The organism is Proteus sp. G4415 (assembly GCF_963896075.1).
Taxonomy (GTDB): Bacteria; Pseudomonadota; Gammaproteobacteria; order Enterobacterales; family Enterobacteriaceae; genus Proteus; species Proteus mirabilis.
Genome location: NZ_CAWQOK010000008.1, coordinates 18,782 through 33,431, shown reverse-complemented (window position 1 = coordinate 33,431; position 14,650 = coordinate 18,782). Strand labels below are relative to the sequence as shown.

Genomic DNA, 14,650 nt, shown 5'->3' with positions numbered 1-14,650 from the left:
CCCCAAACTGGAGAAATAACTCATTATAAAGGTAATGGTGCTCAACCTTTTAAAAAAGCAATTTATGATCCCAAGATTTTTTCTGACCAAAAAATACTTGAATTAGGTCAAAAAGCGGCAGCTAATGAGTATAAGAATGCGTTAGATAAAAAATTGCAATCCTATGATGCAATGTCAGAAGGCATAACTTTTAGAGTATATTTAGATAAAGAAACAAAGATGGTTACTAATTTCCATCCTAAGTAGGAGCATTATTGATGAAATATTTATTTGAATTACCCTATGAAAAGAGTGAGCCTAATTGGACTATAAAAAGTTATTTTGATCTTATATATAATGATGGTTGTTTTTTAGATGCTGTTTCTAATATTGTACAAAAAGAATCTTTTGTCCTCGATGGAATATATTGCTTTTTCCCAGATATGAATAGCGCTGATGTATCTGATCATTTTTTAGGTGTTAAGTTTGGAATAGGATATCCTCTAACAGATAAAGATATTGTTATTGTAAGCGAAGATACTTGTTATCAATTTATTAGATTGTCTTGTGAAAAATATTTGTTAATGCATCCTGAAGATAAGATAAAAATTAAAATGATACTATCAAAAAATAGATTAAATCATGTTAGTTTATAAATGAAAAACCATTTACGTATGGATCATTGGGTAGGTGAGGGAATATCTGATAGTGCAATTATTACATTAAAAGCCAATTGTAGTGATGAGGTTTTAGGTGCTTCAATAAAAAAAAGCTTTTACACGTTGTATTAGTCGAAAAACCATCACTTAATATAATTTTTAAAATATCAATTAAGTGATGGTGTTATTTTTACTCAAAAGCCATCATGCTAATAATTAACATAATGTGGCGATAATCACCTGATCGGCATTAAATAACGCTGTTACGGTATCATTAATATGTAGCTTTTGTTGTGTAACATGCTGGTTAGAACAAGTCGCACACACTTCTAGTCCACCTTCTAACGTTACCACTAATTCGCTATTTTCATTGCCCGTTTCAATTTGGGTTAGGGTGCCTGATAGCGCATTGTCATATTGTTGTGCTACAGAGGCGCCTTTTTCTATATTGACCCATGGCGCTTTAATTAAAACGAGTACTTCTTTGCCTTCTTTAAGATTTAGACGATCGGCGCTTTTTTCAGTTAACGCCGCGCGAATAACCGTTTTTTGATCAGCAAGCTGAACATTAACATGTTGTTGTACTTGTAAGTGATCGCGTTCAATAATGGTGCCAAAAAATTGGTTTCTGGCACTGGTCTGTAACGAAAAACGTGAAATAGCCGCTAAAAGGCTGTCTAAAGGTAATGAATCGTCTTTTAATACATCAAAGGCTTTTTGTTGAATTTGTCCTAATAGATCATAAAGTTGTAGTAAGCGTTCACAATAATGAGTCAGTGTGGCGCCTCCACCCCCTTTACCGCCAGTTGCTCTATCAACAAGGAGTTCATCAGCCAGTTGATTCATTTCATTGATAGCGTCCCAAGCACTTTTATAACTAATGCCCGCCATTTTCGCCCCTTGGCTAATTGAGCCTGTTGCTTTAATTTGTTTTAACAGCGCAACACGGCGTGGATCAGCAAAGAGCTTATCTTGAAGTTTCAGTGTCAGTAATATTTCTGCTTGCATAATGATAGGCTTCTTCTGGTTTGTCTGTTTATCGCATTTTTTGTGCCGACACAAAACGATAATTCTCTAGAATAGATACAACTATAGCGTTATTATTCGTTATTCGTGAAGAAATGCCAACTCTGGCTTTCCGAATATACCATGATAAAGAGGTTATCATGTTTGAATTATTGAAAAGTTTAGGGTTCGCTCTCTTGATGGTACCTGTTGTGATGGTACTTATCATGGGCATTATTTATGGTTTAGGCGAGATTTTTAACTTAATTTCACCTAGTCAGTCAAAGGCTGATAAAAAAGCATAATTACCCCTCTATTTAGAACAGCCCTTTATTGTGAAGGGCTGTTTTTAATACTCCTCAAATACTCGTCATACTTCAAGTTGTAGCGTTGTTGACTGCGTTCATTCGCACTAGTCACATACTTATGTATGCTCCTAGCGACTCATTCACTTGTCGCCTAGCTACACCTTGAATTATTTAGAGTATTTAGTATTTAGCTATTTAACTTCAAGTTGTCGCGTTGTTGACTGCGTTTATTCGCACTAGTCATATACTGATATATGCTCCTAGCGACTCATTCACTTGTCGCCTAGCTACACCTTGAATTATTTAGAGTATTTAGCTGTTAGCTATTTAACTTCAAGTTGTCGCGTTGTTGATTGCATTTCTATCTCCATTGCTATCTCCATTGCTATCGCCATTTTTGTCTCCCTATTTATCGCTATATTTATTGATATATAACCAATTTTAATCAACTTATCCTTTCATTTTACGTTATATCTTGATATATACAGCGTGGTTATTGTCCTATTTAAGTGGAACTCAACATGAAAAAATTATCAGGTAAGTTACTGGCTGGTGCGATTATCTCTTTTGCTTTAGTGAGCCAAAGCATGGCATCGGAAAAAATAACGGTATTTGCGGCGGCTTCTCTCACTAATGCGCTTAATGAAATTTCGGCACAATATAAACAGGAAAAACAAGCGGATGTCGTTGCTTCTTATGCATCCTCTTCAACACTTGCTCGCCAAATTGAGCAAGGAGCACCTGCAAATCTATTTATTTCTGCCGATCAGCAGTGGATGGATTATGTTATTAATAAGAATTTAATGGTGACTGATTCACGACATACATTATTAGGTAACGACTTAGTGTTAATTGCCCCTAAAGATAGCAAATTAAACAATGTTGTTATTAATAAGGATACTAAATGGAAATCCTTACTTAATGGTGGAAAATTAGCTGTGGGTGATCCAGATCATGTACCTGTTGGTATCTATGCTAAAGAGTCATTAGAATATTTAGGTGCATGGGATGTGGTGAGTCCGGAAATGGCGCGCACTAATAATGTTCGTAGCGGCATGGCATTAGTTGAACGAGATGAAGCACCATTAGGTATTGTCTATGGCTCTGATGCTGTTGCCAGTGACAAAGTGAAAGTGGTTGGGGTATTCCCAACTGATAGTCACAAACCTGTTGAGTATCCAATGGCAGTTGTAAAAGGACAGGATAATAAAGCTGTTCGTGATTTTTATGACTATCTAAAAACACCTCAAGCCGCAGAAATTTTTAAGAAATACGGCTTTAGCCCACTTTAGGAATTATACTTTTGGAGATGTTAAGTGAATACGAATGGCAAGCGATTCTTTTAAGCCTTAAGGTATCGACAATTGCAGTAATAATTAGTCTTCCTTTTGGTATATTGATGGCTTGGCTGTTAGTTAGGGTTCGTTTTCCCGGTAAATCATTGCTTGATAGCATTATTCATTTACCTTTAGTTTTACCTCCCGTTGTTGTTGGTTATCTATTATTAATTAGCATGGGGAGACGCGGATTTATTGGTGAATGGCTATATAATTGGTTTGGATTTAGTTTTACCTTCAGTTGGCGAGGGGCGGCACTTGCCTCAGCTGTTGTGGCATTTCCACTGATGGTAAGAGCAATTAGACTAGCACTAGAAGCTGTCGACCAACGTATGGAACAAGCGGCAAGAACATTAGGCGCATCACCATTACGTGTCTTTTTTACTATAACGTTACCATTATCTATGCCCGGCATTATTGCGGGGATCGTATTGGCCTTTGCTCGCTCATTAGGTGAATTTGGCGCCACAATCACTTTCGTCTCCAATATTCCAGGGGAAACCAGAACGATCCCTTTGGCTATGTATACGTTAATTGAAACACCGGGGGCAGAAATGGATGCCGCCCGTTTATGTGTCATTGCAATTATTTTGGCGCTCGTCTCTTTAATGGCTTCAGAGTGGCTAACTCGTTGGGGTCGTAAAAGATTGGGGGGCGTATGCTAGAGATGAATTTTAAACAGACACTGGGCTCTTTGTGTCTGGAAGTGAATACTCAATTACCAACAGAAAGTATCACGGCGGTATTTGGCTTATCTGGCGCAGGTAAAACGTCGCTCATTAATGTGATTGGTGGTTTAACCAAACCTGATTCAGGACATATTGTGTTAAATAATCACACATTGGTGGATATTGAGAAGAAAATTTATCTGCCACCCGAAAAGCGCAAAGTAGGCTATGTATTTCAAGATGCACGACTATTTCCTCATTATACCGTAAAAGGAAATTTACTTTACGGTATGTCACCAACAATGAAAGTACAGTTTGATAGAATTATTTATCTATTAGGTATCGAACATCTACTTTCGCGTTTTCCTATTACGCTATCTGGTGGTGAAAAACAACGTGTGGCTATTGGACGTGCATTATTAACTGCACCCGATATTATGCTAATGGATGAACCATTGGCCTCTCTTGATTTACCCCGCAAGCGTGAATTATTACCCTATTTAGAAAAACTTTCACAAGATGTACAAATACCTATTTTGTATGTGAGCCATAGTCTAGATGAGATTATTCGACTTGCTGATAATGTGATTGTTATGGATGCCGGAAAAATTAAGGCAATGGGTAAGTTAGAAGATGTTTGGGCCAGTAGCGCATTACGCCCTTGGTTACAAAAAGAGACGTTAAGCAGTGTTGCAAATGTTATGGTCGTTGAACATCATAGCCATTATGCGATGACGGCGACCGCCTTTGGTAATCAAGTACTGTGGTTGCCACAAATCGAGGCAAAAATAGGTCGCGATGTGCGCGTTCGTATTGATGCTTCAGATGTATCGTTAACTACCACTCGCCCATCAAATAGTAGTATCCGTAATATATTACATATGAAAGTGGTCGAAATGATCAAACATGATGATCAGGTAGATGTGAAACTGGTTAATGATGGCAATTATTTATGGGCGCGGATCACCCCTTGGGCGAGAGATGAACTCAATATTCAAGAAGGGCAGTGGCTTTATGCGCAAATAAAAAGTATTTCACTAAGTCGCCATCTTTAATTTATTGATTTATAAAAATAAAGCCTCGTCATAGATGAGGCTTTGTTGTTTGAATAGCAAGTATTTAAGACAAAATATATTTATGAATAGTCTCTGCAATACCGGGCTGATTATTATTTTTAGTCACCAGTTTAGCGCGTGCTTTGACCTCATCTGATGCGTTACCCATAGCAACACCTAAACCAACGTGCTCTAACATACTTAAGTCATTGAAGTTATCACCAAACGCCATAACATCACTCATCTTCATGCCATTAGCTTCAACCCAACGCTGTAAACGGCGACCTTTGCTATTACCTTTCTTGGCGATATCAACTTGATCGACCCAAGACCATTCACACTCTAAGCCGACTTGTTGTTCTACTTGTTCGATTAAAGCACGTAACTCATCGTGATTGGGGGTTGTGGTCGCTATTTTCCAGATAGAATCAACATGATGCATTGCTTGGTAAAAATCATCTACTTTGACTAAATTAGGGCGTTGTGCCAGAGGAAGAGTATCAGCCCAATTAAGTGTACGTTGTACGGCAGCGGTAAGTTGATCATACATCATTGCATCATCTGCATAGACTAAATGATGCACATCGGTTTGTTTAACCAAGTCGAGTACCGCGCGTGTTTCTTCGGGGGTTAAAGGATCAGATTCAAGCACTTTTTTACCGAGGTAGTCGTAAAGATAAGTACCATTACAACAGATAGCGGGTGTATCAAGATCTAGCGCTTGATAGAATGGATGAATAGCAACATGGTGACGACCTGTTACAATGAGTACTTTAACGCCCGCTTTTCTGGCAAGATTAAGAGCAGTTAAAGATCCCGGTAGGATACGTTTTTGGTCATCAAGCAATGTGCCATCAAGATCCAGTGCAATAACGCGGTACGACATAATAAGCCCCTTGATAGTATAAAGATGCAATGATGCTGATGTTACACGTTAACCTAGCAAAGATAAACTAGCTTAATCGTGACAGGTATCAGTTGGTTAAGTTATTATTCTTTATAAATCAATAGGTAATCGATTTTAAGGAGAAAGGATGAAACAGGTAGTCTACGTAGCAAGTCCAGAGAGTCATCAAATCCATGCGTATACATTAAATAACGCGGGAGAGATGCATCTACTACAGGTTGTTGAAGTTGCAGGACAAGTTCAACCTATGGTGGCTAGTGCAGATGGAAAACATCTTTATGTTGGCATTCGTCCTCATTTTAGTGTGGTGACCTTTGAAATCGCACCTGATGGCCAGTTAGAACAAAAAGCAATAACGGCAATTCCAAGTGCACCAGTTCATCTGTGCTTGGATAAAACAGAACGTTTTTTGTTTGTTCCTTCTTATCACCAAGGTAACTTAGCGGTATTGCCGATTAATCAACAAGGTATTGCTCAAGCACCAATACAACTTATTGAAGGATTAAATAAACCACACTCTTCTAATATTGATTGGCATAACAAGCAGCTTATTGTTCCCTGTTTAGGTGAAGATCATATTCGTCTATTTAATCTTTCAGAAGAGGGACATTTAAGTGAAGCGCGTAGCGAAGAGTTAACCACAGCAATAAATGCAGGGCCGCGTCATTTAGCGTTCAATCCTAATGGCGAAGTGTTTTATTGCCTTAATGAATTAGATGCAACAATCAATGTTTATCGTCGTATGGGTGATCTTTATCGTTTAATGCAAACCATCGATATGGTGCCAGAAACTTTCAATAGCACACGTTGGGCCGCTGATATCCATATTACCCCAGACGGTCGTTTCCTCTATGCCAGTGAACGTTCGGAAAGCTTGATGAGTGTAATGGCAGTTTCAGAAGCAGGGGATCATCTACAACCTGTAGGTCATTATACAACACAGACACAACCACGCGGTTTTAATCTTGATAATACAGGAAATTATCTCATTTCTTGCGGTCAGAAATCTGATTTTGTCTCTGTTTCTCGTATTGATAGGCAAACCGGCGCATTAACGGAATTAGCTTGTTACCCAGTCGGAAAAGGGGCGATGTGGGTCACTGTAGTCACCAAATAAGTATTGCTTGCTCTCTAGCGGTAGATGATGCCGCTAGAGATATTAAAACAAAATAATTAATTGGTAAGATTAACCGCTTTCTCAATTGCTTGAGTGAGTTTAGTGAGCTTTTCAGGTGATATAATATAAGGAGGCATAATATAAATCAGTTGACCAAAAGGCCGTATCCAAACCCCTTCATCGACAAAGTATTTCTGTAGTTTAGCCATATTGACTGGCTCAACCATTTCTACGACACCAATAGCACCAAGTACCCGCACATCTTTAACGCTTTTTGCTTGCTTTAAGGGTAATAATTCGGTTTTAAGTTGAGCTTCAATTTGGGCGACTTGATTAACCCAGTGACCTTGTTCTAATAGCGATAAACTAGCATTCGCCACCGCACAGGCAAGAGGATTCCCCATATAGGTAGGGCCATGCATAAAGCAACCTGCATCACCTTGGCTGATAGTATCGGCAATATGGCGTGTAGTTAACGTGGCGGATAGCGTCATATAACCACCTGTTAATGCTTTACCTACACACATAATATCGGGGGAGATCCCCGCGTGTTCACAAGCAAATAATTTACCGGTTCTGCCAAATCCAGTGGCGATTTCATCGGCAATTAATAACACATTAAATTCATCACATAACGCTCGAGCTTGTGTTAAATACTCTGGGTGGTATATGCGCATACCACCAGCCCCTTGGACGATTGGCTCTAGCATCACAGCGGCAATATGTTGATGATGTTGCGCTAATGTGGTGCGTAAATCGTCTATATCAGTAGCGTCCCACGGTTGATAAAATCCGGTTTTTGGCGCTTCGACAAACAGATGATTCGGCAGGTAGCCTTTGTAGAGACTATGCATCGAATTGTCAGGATCACACACCGACATCGCACCAAAAGTATCACCATGATAACCGCGTTTTAATGCCACAATGCGCTGGCGTTTTTCACCTTTTGCCTGCCAATATTGCAATGCCATTTTTATCGCCACTTCAACCGCTACAGAGCCTGAATCAGCGAGGAAAATACACTCTAGTGGGGCGGGAGTGATAGCCAATAGTTTTCGACATAGAGCAACCGCTGAGGGATGGGTGATACCACCAAACATCACATGGGACATTGCTGCTAGTTGTTCTGTTACCGCCGTATTGAGTTCAGGGTGGTTATAGCCGTGGATCGCAGCCCACCATGAAGACATACCATCAATTAATTGTTTGCCATTCGCTAAAGTGAGTTCAACCCCTTTTGCACTTACGATTGGATAAGCCGGTAATGGGTTACTCATCGAGGTATAAGGGTGCCAAATATGGCGTAAATCAAAAGCAATATCATCGGGTGTCATTTTACTTTCCAGTTAATCATGTAAACCTAGTGTGATCAATTTTAGTTGACATGATAACCCTATTATTTAAACTGGCAATCACTTTTGAACAGGAGAATGTATTGTGAGTACGTTAAAACGTTGGACATTAAAAGAAGCTAGGGCACTGTTTGATATGCCATTTTTAGATTTGGTTTTTCAAGCGCAACAAGTGCATCGTCAACATTTTGATCCTTCACAAATTCAAGTCAGCACCTTACTGTCGATAAAAACAGGCGCTTGTCCTGAAGATTGTAAATATTGTGCCCAAAGTGCGCGCTATAAAACAGGGTTAGAAAAAGAGCGCTTAATGGAAGTACAACAAGTGATTGAATCAGCCAAAAAAGCAAAAGCAGCTGGTTCAACCCGTTTTTGTATGGGCGCGGCTTGGCGTAATCCACATGAGCGTGATATGCCTTATCTTGAGCAGATGGTCAAAGAAGTGAAAGCGCTAGGTATGGAAACCTGTATGACATTGGGTAAGCTTGATGATTCACAAGCCTCACGCTTAGCACAAGCCGGACTGGATTTTTATAACCATAATCTTGATACATCACCTGAGTTTTACGGCAGCATTATTACCACCCGGACATATCAAGACCGTTTAGATACCTTAGATAAAGTACGTAATGCTGGCATTAAAGTGTGCTCTGGAGGCATTTTAGGTTTAGGGGAAGAGGTCAAAGATAGAGCCGCTATGTTAGTGCAATTAGCTAACTTACCGCAACCGCCGGAAAGTGTACCTATCAATATGTTAGCCAAAATTAAAGGTACGCCACTGGCTGATAATGAAGATGTCGATCCCTTTGATTTTATTCGGACTATTGCTGTTGCTCGTATTATGATGCCTCGCTCTTATGTGCGACTTTCAGCAGGGCGTGAACAAATGAGTGAACAAACGCAAGCATTCTGTTTTATGGCTGGCGCAAACTCCATTTTTTATGGTTGCAAATTATTAACGACCACGAATCCCACTGAAGATAAAGATCACCAATTATTCCGTAAGCTTGGTTTAAATCCTGAAAGATTATCTGTCTCAATGGGCGATCAGCAACAAGAAGACGTGTTGCTACAAGCTGTTGCTGAAAAAGACACCGAACAATTTTATAACGCGGCACTGTAATGAGTTGGCAAAACTATCTAGATAAGCGACTTAATGAGCGTAGAAATACGCCATTATGGCGAAAAAGACAGGTGATCCAGCATAGCAATGGACGCTATTTAATCACACTGTCTGGTGATAAATATGTTAATTTTTCTGGTAACGATTATTTAGGGATAAGCCAACATCCTGATGTTATTCAAGCATGGCAACGTGGTGCGAATGAATATGGTGTAGGGAGTGGGGGATCGGGTCATATTACCGGTTTTACACAGGCCCATCAGCAGTTAGAGCAACAACTCGCTGACTGGTTAGGGTACGATCATGCGCTATTATTTTCTTCAGGTTATAGTGCTAATCAAGGTGTTATTGCGACATTACTTGAAAAAGAAGATGCCATCATTGCCGATAAACTTTGTCATGCTTCATTAATGGAAGCGGCTATCTTATCACCGGCGAGTTTATGGCGCTTTTTGCATAATTCTGCGCCATCTCTATCTCAGCGACTTCATAAAACCTCTGCGAATAAAAGCTTAGTCGTGACAGAAGGGGTTTTTAGCATGGATGGTGATAAAGCGCCATTAGCGGCTATGGCAGAAATAAGTCAACAGCATCAGGCGTGGTTAATGGTTGATGATGCGCATGGTATTGGCGTGTTAGGTAAAGAAGGTAAAGGGAGTTGCCATGAAGCAGGGATTAAACCTGAGTTATTAATAGCGACTTTTGGTAAAGCCTTTGGCATTAGTGGTGCGGCTGTACTGTGTAATAAGGCGACTGCTGAGTTTTTCGAACAATATTCACGTCACTTAATTTATAGTACCTCAATGCCCCCCGCACAAGCCGTTGCTTTACATGCAGCGTTAAAAGTTATTAAACAAGATGATGAAGGACGAGAATATCTTCAACAACTTATTAGCTTTTTCCGTCAAGGTGTCTCATCACTTCCAGTCACATTATTACCTTCACAAACAGCCATTCAACCGTTAATTATTGGTGATGAACTACGCTGTCAACAACTTTCAGACTATTTACAACGTGAAGGTTTCTGGGTAAAAGCGATCTTTCCACCGACTGTACCCCCTCACAGCGCACGTTTACGCATTACTTTAACGACTCGTCACCAAATTTCCGACATTGCGATGTTAATCGAGCTTCTTCATGGTTTCTTCAATCAAAACAGATAAACAGCAGATAGCCCAGTGTTTTAGTAAAGCGGCTAGCCATTATGATCATCATGCCTCTATTCAACGTTATAGTGGTGATAAATTGATGTATTTAGCTCGCCACCAAGCTGGGGATAGGGTGCTAGATGCGGGGTGTGGCACTGGGTATTTCAGTCAAAAATGGCGACAACAAGGACGGTTTGTTATCGCACTTGATTTATCTCATGCCATGTTACAAGTGGCGAGACAACAACAACGGGCTAATTGTTATTTACAAAGTGATATTGAGCACTGTGCGATCACCCCCCACAGCATAGATATCGTTTTTAGCAATTTAGCTATGCAGTGGTGTGATGATCTTGCCATTGCGGTAAATAGCTTAATGAGTGTCGTCAATCCACAAGGGGCGCTCTATTTTTCTACGTTAGCAACATCAACGTTACAAGAGGTACGAGATGCTTGGCAGTTTCTTGATAACCACCAACATGTTAACCCGTTCCTCTCTTACCAACAGATTGAACAAGCCTGTAGTGGTTTTCAATATCAATTTGTGACTGAAAAGGTGACAGAACAATATGCATCATTGCCTGAGCTTTTTACCTCATTAAAAGGGGTAGGCGCGAATTTTGTGCAAGGAGAACGGCCAAAAGGATTAATGACACGCCAAAAACTGCGTCAATTAGAGCAAGTTTGGCGCAAAACAGACTCTGGTAAATATTTACTTACTTATGAACTCGTTATAGGAAAGATTTCTCATGGCTAAAACATGGTTTTTAACAGGAACAGATACCGAAGTCGGTAAAACCGTCGTAAGTAGTGCATTATTACAATGTGCTACACAACAAGGATATCAAACGGCGGGTTATAAACCTGTCGCATCTGGTAGCGAATGGTTACCTGAAGGTTTACGTAATAGTGATGCATTAACGTTGCAACAGTTTAGTAGCGTCCCTTTGGCTTATCAGCAAGTGAATCCCTATTGCTTTGAAACCCCCACATCACCTCATATTGTGAGCGAAGAAACAAAACAACCTATTGATTTTCAGGTTATGTCGAAGGGGTTATCTTATCTGCAACAACGCGCAGATTGGGTATTAGTTGAAGGTGCTGGGGGATGGTTTACGCCACTATCAGCAAACCAATTCTTTGCAGATTGGGTGATTGAAGAAAAATTACCCGTTATTTTAACGGTGGGTATTAAATTAGGTTGTATTAATCATGCATTATTAACGCAACAAGCTATTTGGCAATCAGGGTTGACTTTAGCGGGTTGGGTAGCAAATGAAGTAGAGCCTGCCGGGCGGTATCAACAGCAGTATTTAGCTACTTTAATGGCGCATATTAAAGCACCACTTTTAGGTAAAATTCCTTATTTAACACAAGACGTTAAACAACATAATTTTACCTCTTATCTTGATCTCTCTTATCTCAAATCACATTGATACATCATCATTGAGTCAATTTTAACAGCTTATTTTCATGTATAAAAAAATAAAAAAATTATTTTTTTGCTAAATATTAGGGTTATTTTTAATAAGAAAAAAAGCTGTAACCTACCGTGGTATAAGCACTTTGTTCAGTTATCCACTATTCCTGTGGATAACCTTGTGTATTACCATAATAAAAATACGCCAAATATAGAGAATACAAGGCATTGCTAAAGATTGGTGTTATTCTCAACTTTTATTTTTTATTGTTTATTATTAATAAGTTAAATAAAATCAATAGTGCGAAAGCGTCAACTTACTCTCAGTGATTTATCCCTAAAATAAGGGGTTGATTTTTTAAAAAACTTTTTGATTAAAATCTGGGGATAACTTAAATCCGTTATTCAGATTATTTTTTGTAAGATAGAGATTGAAGCTGGATTTTTATCCAGTATCATAAGGAGTGTCTGCGAGGAGATAAGAATATGAGCAAAGTTTTTAAACTGCATTCAGAATTTAAACCCGGTGGTGATCAACCTACTGCTATCGCTTCATTATGTGAAGGGTTAGAAGATGGACTTGCTCACCAAACCTTATTAGGGGTAACCGGATCAGGTAAAACCTTCACTATTGCCAATGTGATAGCTAACCTAAATCGTCCTACTATGGTATTAGCGCCAAACAAAACGCTAGCTGCACAGCTTTATAGTGAAATGAAAGAGTTTTTCCCTGAAAATGCGGTGGAATACTTTGTCTCTTATTATGACTACTATCAACCTGAAGCCTATGTGCCAAGCTCCGATACCTTTATTGAAAAAGACGCCTCTGTTAACGAACATATCGAACAAATGCGTCTATCGGCTACAAAGGCACTCTTAGAGCGTAAAGACGTTATTGTGGTCTCTTCAGTTTCAGCTATTTATGGTTTGGGTGATCCTGATAGCTATTTAAAAATGATGCTACATTTAAGCAATGGCATGATTATTGACCAACGTGCGATTTTACGCCGACTTGCTGATTTGCAATATACCCGCAATGATCAGGCTTTTCAGCGCGGTACTTTCCGAGTCCGTGGTGAAGTGATCGATATCTTTCCTGCTGAATCTGATGACTACGCTTTACGTGTTGAATTATTTGATGAAGAGGTTGAGCGTTTATCGCTATTTGATCCTCTCACAGGGCAAATTCATTACAATGTGCCACGTTTCACCGTCTATCCTAAAACCCACTATGTTACGCCGCGCGAACGTATTCTGGATGCGATGGAAAAAATCAAACAGGAGCTAGCTGAAAGACGTAAGGTGCTATTAGCCAATGATAAATTGGTTGAAGAGCAGCGAGTTACCCAGCGCACTCAATTTGATTTAGAAATGATGAATGAATTGGGGTATTGCTCAGGTATTGAAAACTACTCCCGCTATCTTTCTGGCCGTGGGCCTGGTGAGCCACCACCAACGCTATTTGACTATTTGCCTGCTGATGGGTTATTAGTGATTGACGAATCACACGTTACTATTCCGCAAATTGGCGGCATGTATAAAGGCGACCGCTCACGTAAAGAGACGTTAGTGGAATATGGCTTCCGGTTACCTTCTGCGTTGGATAACCGCCCATTGCGTTTTGAAGAGTTTGAAGCATTAGCACCACAAACCATTTATGTTTCAGCAACACCGGGCAAATATGAGCTAGAAAAATCAGGTAATGACATTGTAGAACAGGTGGTTAGACCTACAGGCTTACTTGATCCGGTGGTTGAAGTTCGCCCTGTTGCCACACAGGTTGATGATTTATTATCAGAAATACGTATACGAGCAGCTAAAAATGAACGTGTATTAGTGACAACATTAACAAAACGTATGGCGGAGGATTTGACCGAATATCTTGAAGAGCATGGTGAACGGGTACGTTATTTGCACTCAGATATTGATACCGTCGAGCGGGTTGAAATTATCCGAGATTTACGTCTAGGTGAATTTGATGTGCTGGTGGGGATAAACTTACTTCGTGAAGGGTTAGATATGCCAGAAGTCTCTCTTGTGGCGATTTTAGATGCAGATAAAGAGGGATTCTTACGTTCAGAACGTTCGCTTATTCAGACGATTGGTCGTGCTGCTCGTAACCTTGAAGGTAAAGCTATTTTATATGGCGATAAAATAACAGATTCTATGGCAAAAGCCATTGGTGAGACAGAACGTCGTCGGGAAAAACAGCAACAATTTAACCTTGAACATGGCATTGTGCCAAAAGGCTTAAATAAGAAAATTGGTGATATTCTTAAGATTGGTCAACCGACTCAAGGCCGTAATAAGAAAGGACATAAAGCGGTTGATACTCATGAAGATTATCCATTACTTTCTACGGCTGAATTAGAAAAAGAAATTCAGCGCTTAGAAACGGAAATGTATCAACATGCTAAAGATCTTGAATTTGAAAAAGCGGCTCAAACACGGGATAAATTACAAACTTTGCGTGCGCAATTTATTGCTAATTCTTAATAAGAAAATGTAAGTAGATAGGCTTACAAAGGGCGTTATAGCTTTTATAGCGCTCTTTTTTTGTTCTCTCTTTGTC

The 14,650-nt window shown here is 39.6% G+C and carries 14 protein-coding genes and 2 pseudogenes; 13 read left to right on the top strand and 3 right to left on the bottom strand.

Translation table 11 applies throughout. The features are described 5' to 3' along the window. From AACU95_RS00700 to AACU95_RS17895, 3 genes and pseudogenes are all read left to right on the top strand, one after another. Window positions 1-246, top strand: a pseudogene (locus AACU95_RS00700) (EndoU domain-containing protein); the annotation flags it as partial. 11 nt (window positions 247-257) lie between these two features. After that, entirely contained in the window at window positions 258-635 is a 378-nt protein-coding gene (cdiI, locus tag AACU95_RS00695) for a ribonuclease toxin immunity protein CdiI (RefSeq protein WP_049220035.1), read from the top strand. Between the two features lie 6 nt (window positions 636-641). Continuing rightward, window positions 642-789 (top strand): annotated as a pseudogene (locus AACU95_RS17895) (contact-dependent growth inhibition system immunity protein); the annotation flags it as partial. 65 nt (window positions 790-854) lie between these two features. Here the strand turns inward: AACU95_RS17895 and modE are convergent. After that, complete coding sequence (modE, locus tag AACU95_RS00690) at window positions 855-1,646, bottom strand: molybdenum-dependent transcriptional regulator (RefSeq protein WP_004244449.1); 792 nt, start codon at window positions 1,644-1,646, stop codon at window positions 855-857. A 158-nt stretch (window positions 1,647-1,804) separates the two neighbouring features. Between modE and AACU95_RS00685 the strand changes: the two genes are divergently transcribed. From AACU95_RS00685 to modC, 4 genes are all read left to right on the top strand, one after another. Next, on the top strand, window positions 1,805-1,948 hold the full coding sequence (locus AACU95_RS00685; protein ID WP_004247559.1) for an AcrZ family multidrug efflux pump-associated protein: 144 nt from the start codon (window positions 1,805-1,807) through the stop codon (window positions 1,946-1,948). A gap of 524 nt (window positions 1,949-2,472) precedes the next feature. Further along, window positions 2,473-3,243 carry a molybdate ABC transporter substrate-binding protein gene (gene modA, locus AACU95_RS00680; protein WP_004244452.1) on the top strand — a complete coding sequence of 257 codons (771 nt, stop codon included), beginning with the start codon at window positions 2,473-2,475 and terminating at the stop codon, window positions 3,241-3,243. 17 nt (window positions 3,244-3,260) lie between these two features. After that, window positions 3,261-3,953 carry a molybdate ABC transporter permease subunit gene (gene modB / locus AACU95_RS00675; RefSeq protein WP_004244453.1) on the top strand — a complete coding sequence of 231 codons (693 nt, stop codon included), beginning with the start codon at window positions 3,261-3,263 and terminating at the stop codon, window positions 3,951-3,953. Next, the gene (modC, locus tag AACU95_RS00670) at window positions 3,947-5,011 is read left to right on the top strand and encodes a molybdenum ABC transporter ATP-binding protein ModC (protein WP_004244454.1); all 1,065 of its coding nucleotides are present in this window, start codon (window positions 3,947-3,949) and stop codon (window positions 5,009-5,011) included. Before modB ends, modC begins: the two co-directional genes overlap by 7 nt. A gap of 64 nt (window positions 5,012-5,075) precedes the next feature. Here the strand turns inward: modC and AACU95_RS00665 are convergent, their stop codons facing one another. After that, window positions 5,076-5,897 carry a pyridoxal phosphatase gene (locus AACU95_RS00665; protein ID WP_012367674.1) on the bottom strand — a complete coding sequence of 274 codons (822 nt, stop codon included), beginning with the start codon at window positions 5,895-5,897 and terminating at the stop codon, window positions 5,076-5,078. A gap of 148 nt (window positions 5,898-6,045) precedes the next feature. Here AACU95_RS00665 and pgl point away from each other — a divergent pair, with 148 nt between their 5' ends. Further along, window positions 6,046-7,035: a 6-phosphogluconolactonase gene (gene pgl / locus AACU95_RS00660; protein ID WP_141192032.1), complete on the top strand. Its 990-nt coding sequence runs from the start codon at window positions 6,046-6,048 to the stop codon at window positions 7,033-7,035. Window positions 7,036-7,091: 56 nt separating this feature from the next. Here pgl and bioA read toward each other — a convergent pair whose 3' ends face one another. After that, on the bottom strand, window positions 7,092-8,369 hold the full coding sequence (bioA, locus tag AACU95_RS00655; RefSeq protein ID WP_049211970.1) for an adenosylmethionine--8-amino-7-oxononanoate transaminase: 1,278 nt from the start codon (window positions 8,367-8,369) through the stop codon (window positions 7,092-7,094). A 103-nt stretch (window positions 8,370-8,472) separates the two neighbouring features. Here bioA and bioB point away from each other — a divergent pair, with 103 nt between their 5' ends. The 5 genes from bioB (at window position 8,473) to uvrB (ending at window position 14,574) form a co-directional block, all read left to right on the top strand. After that, window positions 8,473-9,510, top strand: a complete 1,038-nt coding sequence (gene bioB / locus AACU95_RS00650; RefSeq protein WP_004244460.1) for a biotin synthase BioB — start codon at window positions 8,473-8,475, stop codon at window positions 9,508-9,510. After that, complete coding sequence (gene bioF, locus AACU95_RS00645; protein WP_141192033.1) at window positions 9,510-10,673, top strand: 8-amino-7-oxononanoate synthase; 1,164 nt, start codon at window positions 9,510-9,512, stop codon at window positions 10,671-10,673. Before bioB ends, bioF begins: the two co-directional genes overlap by 1 nt. Then, window positions 10,648-11,415: a malonyl-ACP O-methyltransferase BioC gene (gene bioC / locus AACU95_RS00640; RefSeq protein ID WP_012367676.1), complete on the top strand. Its 768-nt coding sequence runs from the start codon at window positions 10,648-10,650 to the stop codon at window positions 11,413-11,415. The genes bioF and bioC overlap by 26 nt, the downstream gene beginning before the upstream one ends. Further along, window positions 11,408-12,094, top strand: a complete 687-nt coding sequence (gene bioD / locus AACU95_RS00635; RefSeq protein WP_004244465.1) for a dethiobiotin synthase — start codon at window positions 11,408-11,410, stop codon at window positions 12,092-12,094. The genes bioC and bioD overlap by 8 nt, the downstream gene beginning before the upstream one ends. 470 nt (window positions 12,095-12,564) lie before the next feature. Further along, entirely contained in the window at window positions 12,565-14,574 is a 2,010-nt protein-coding gene (gene uvrB, locus AACU95_RS00630) for an excinuclease ABC subunit UvrB (protein ID WP_004247566.1), read from the top strand. The last annotated feature ends 76 nt before the right edge of the window (window positions 14,575-14,650 follow it).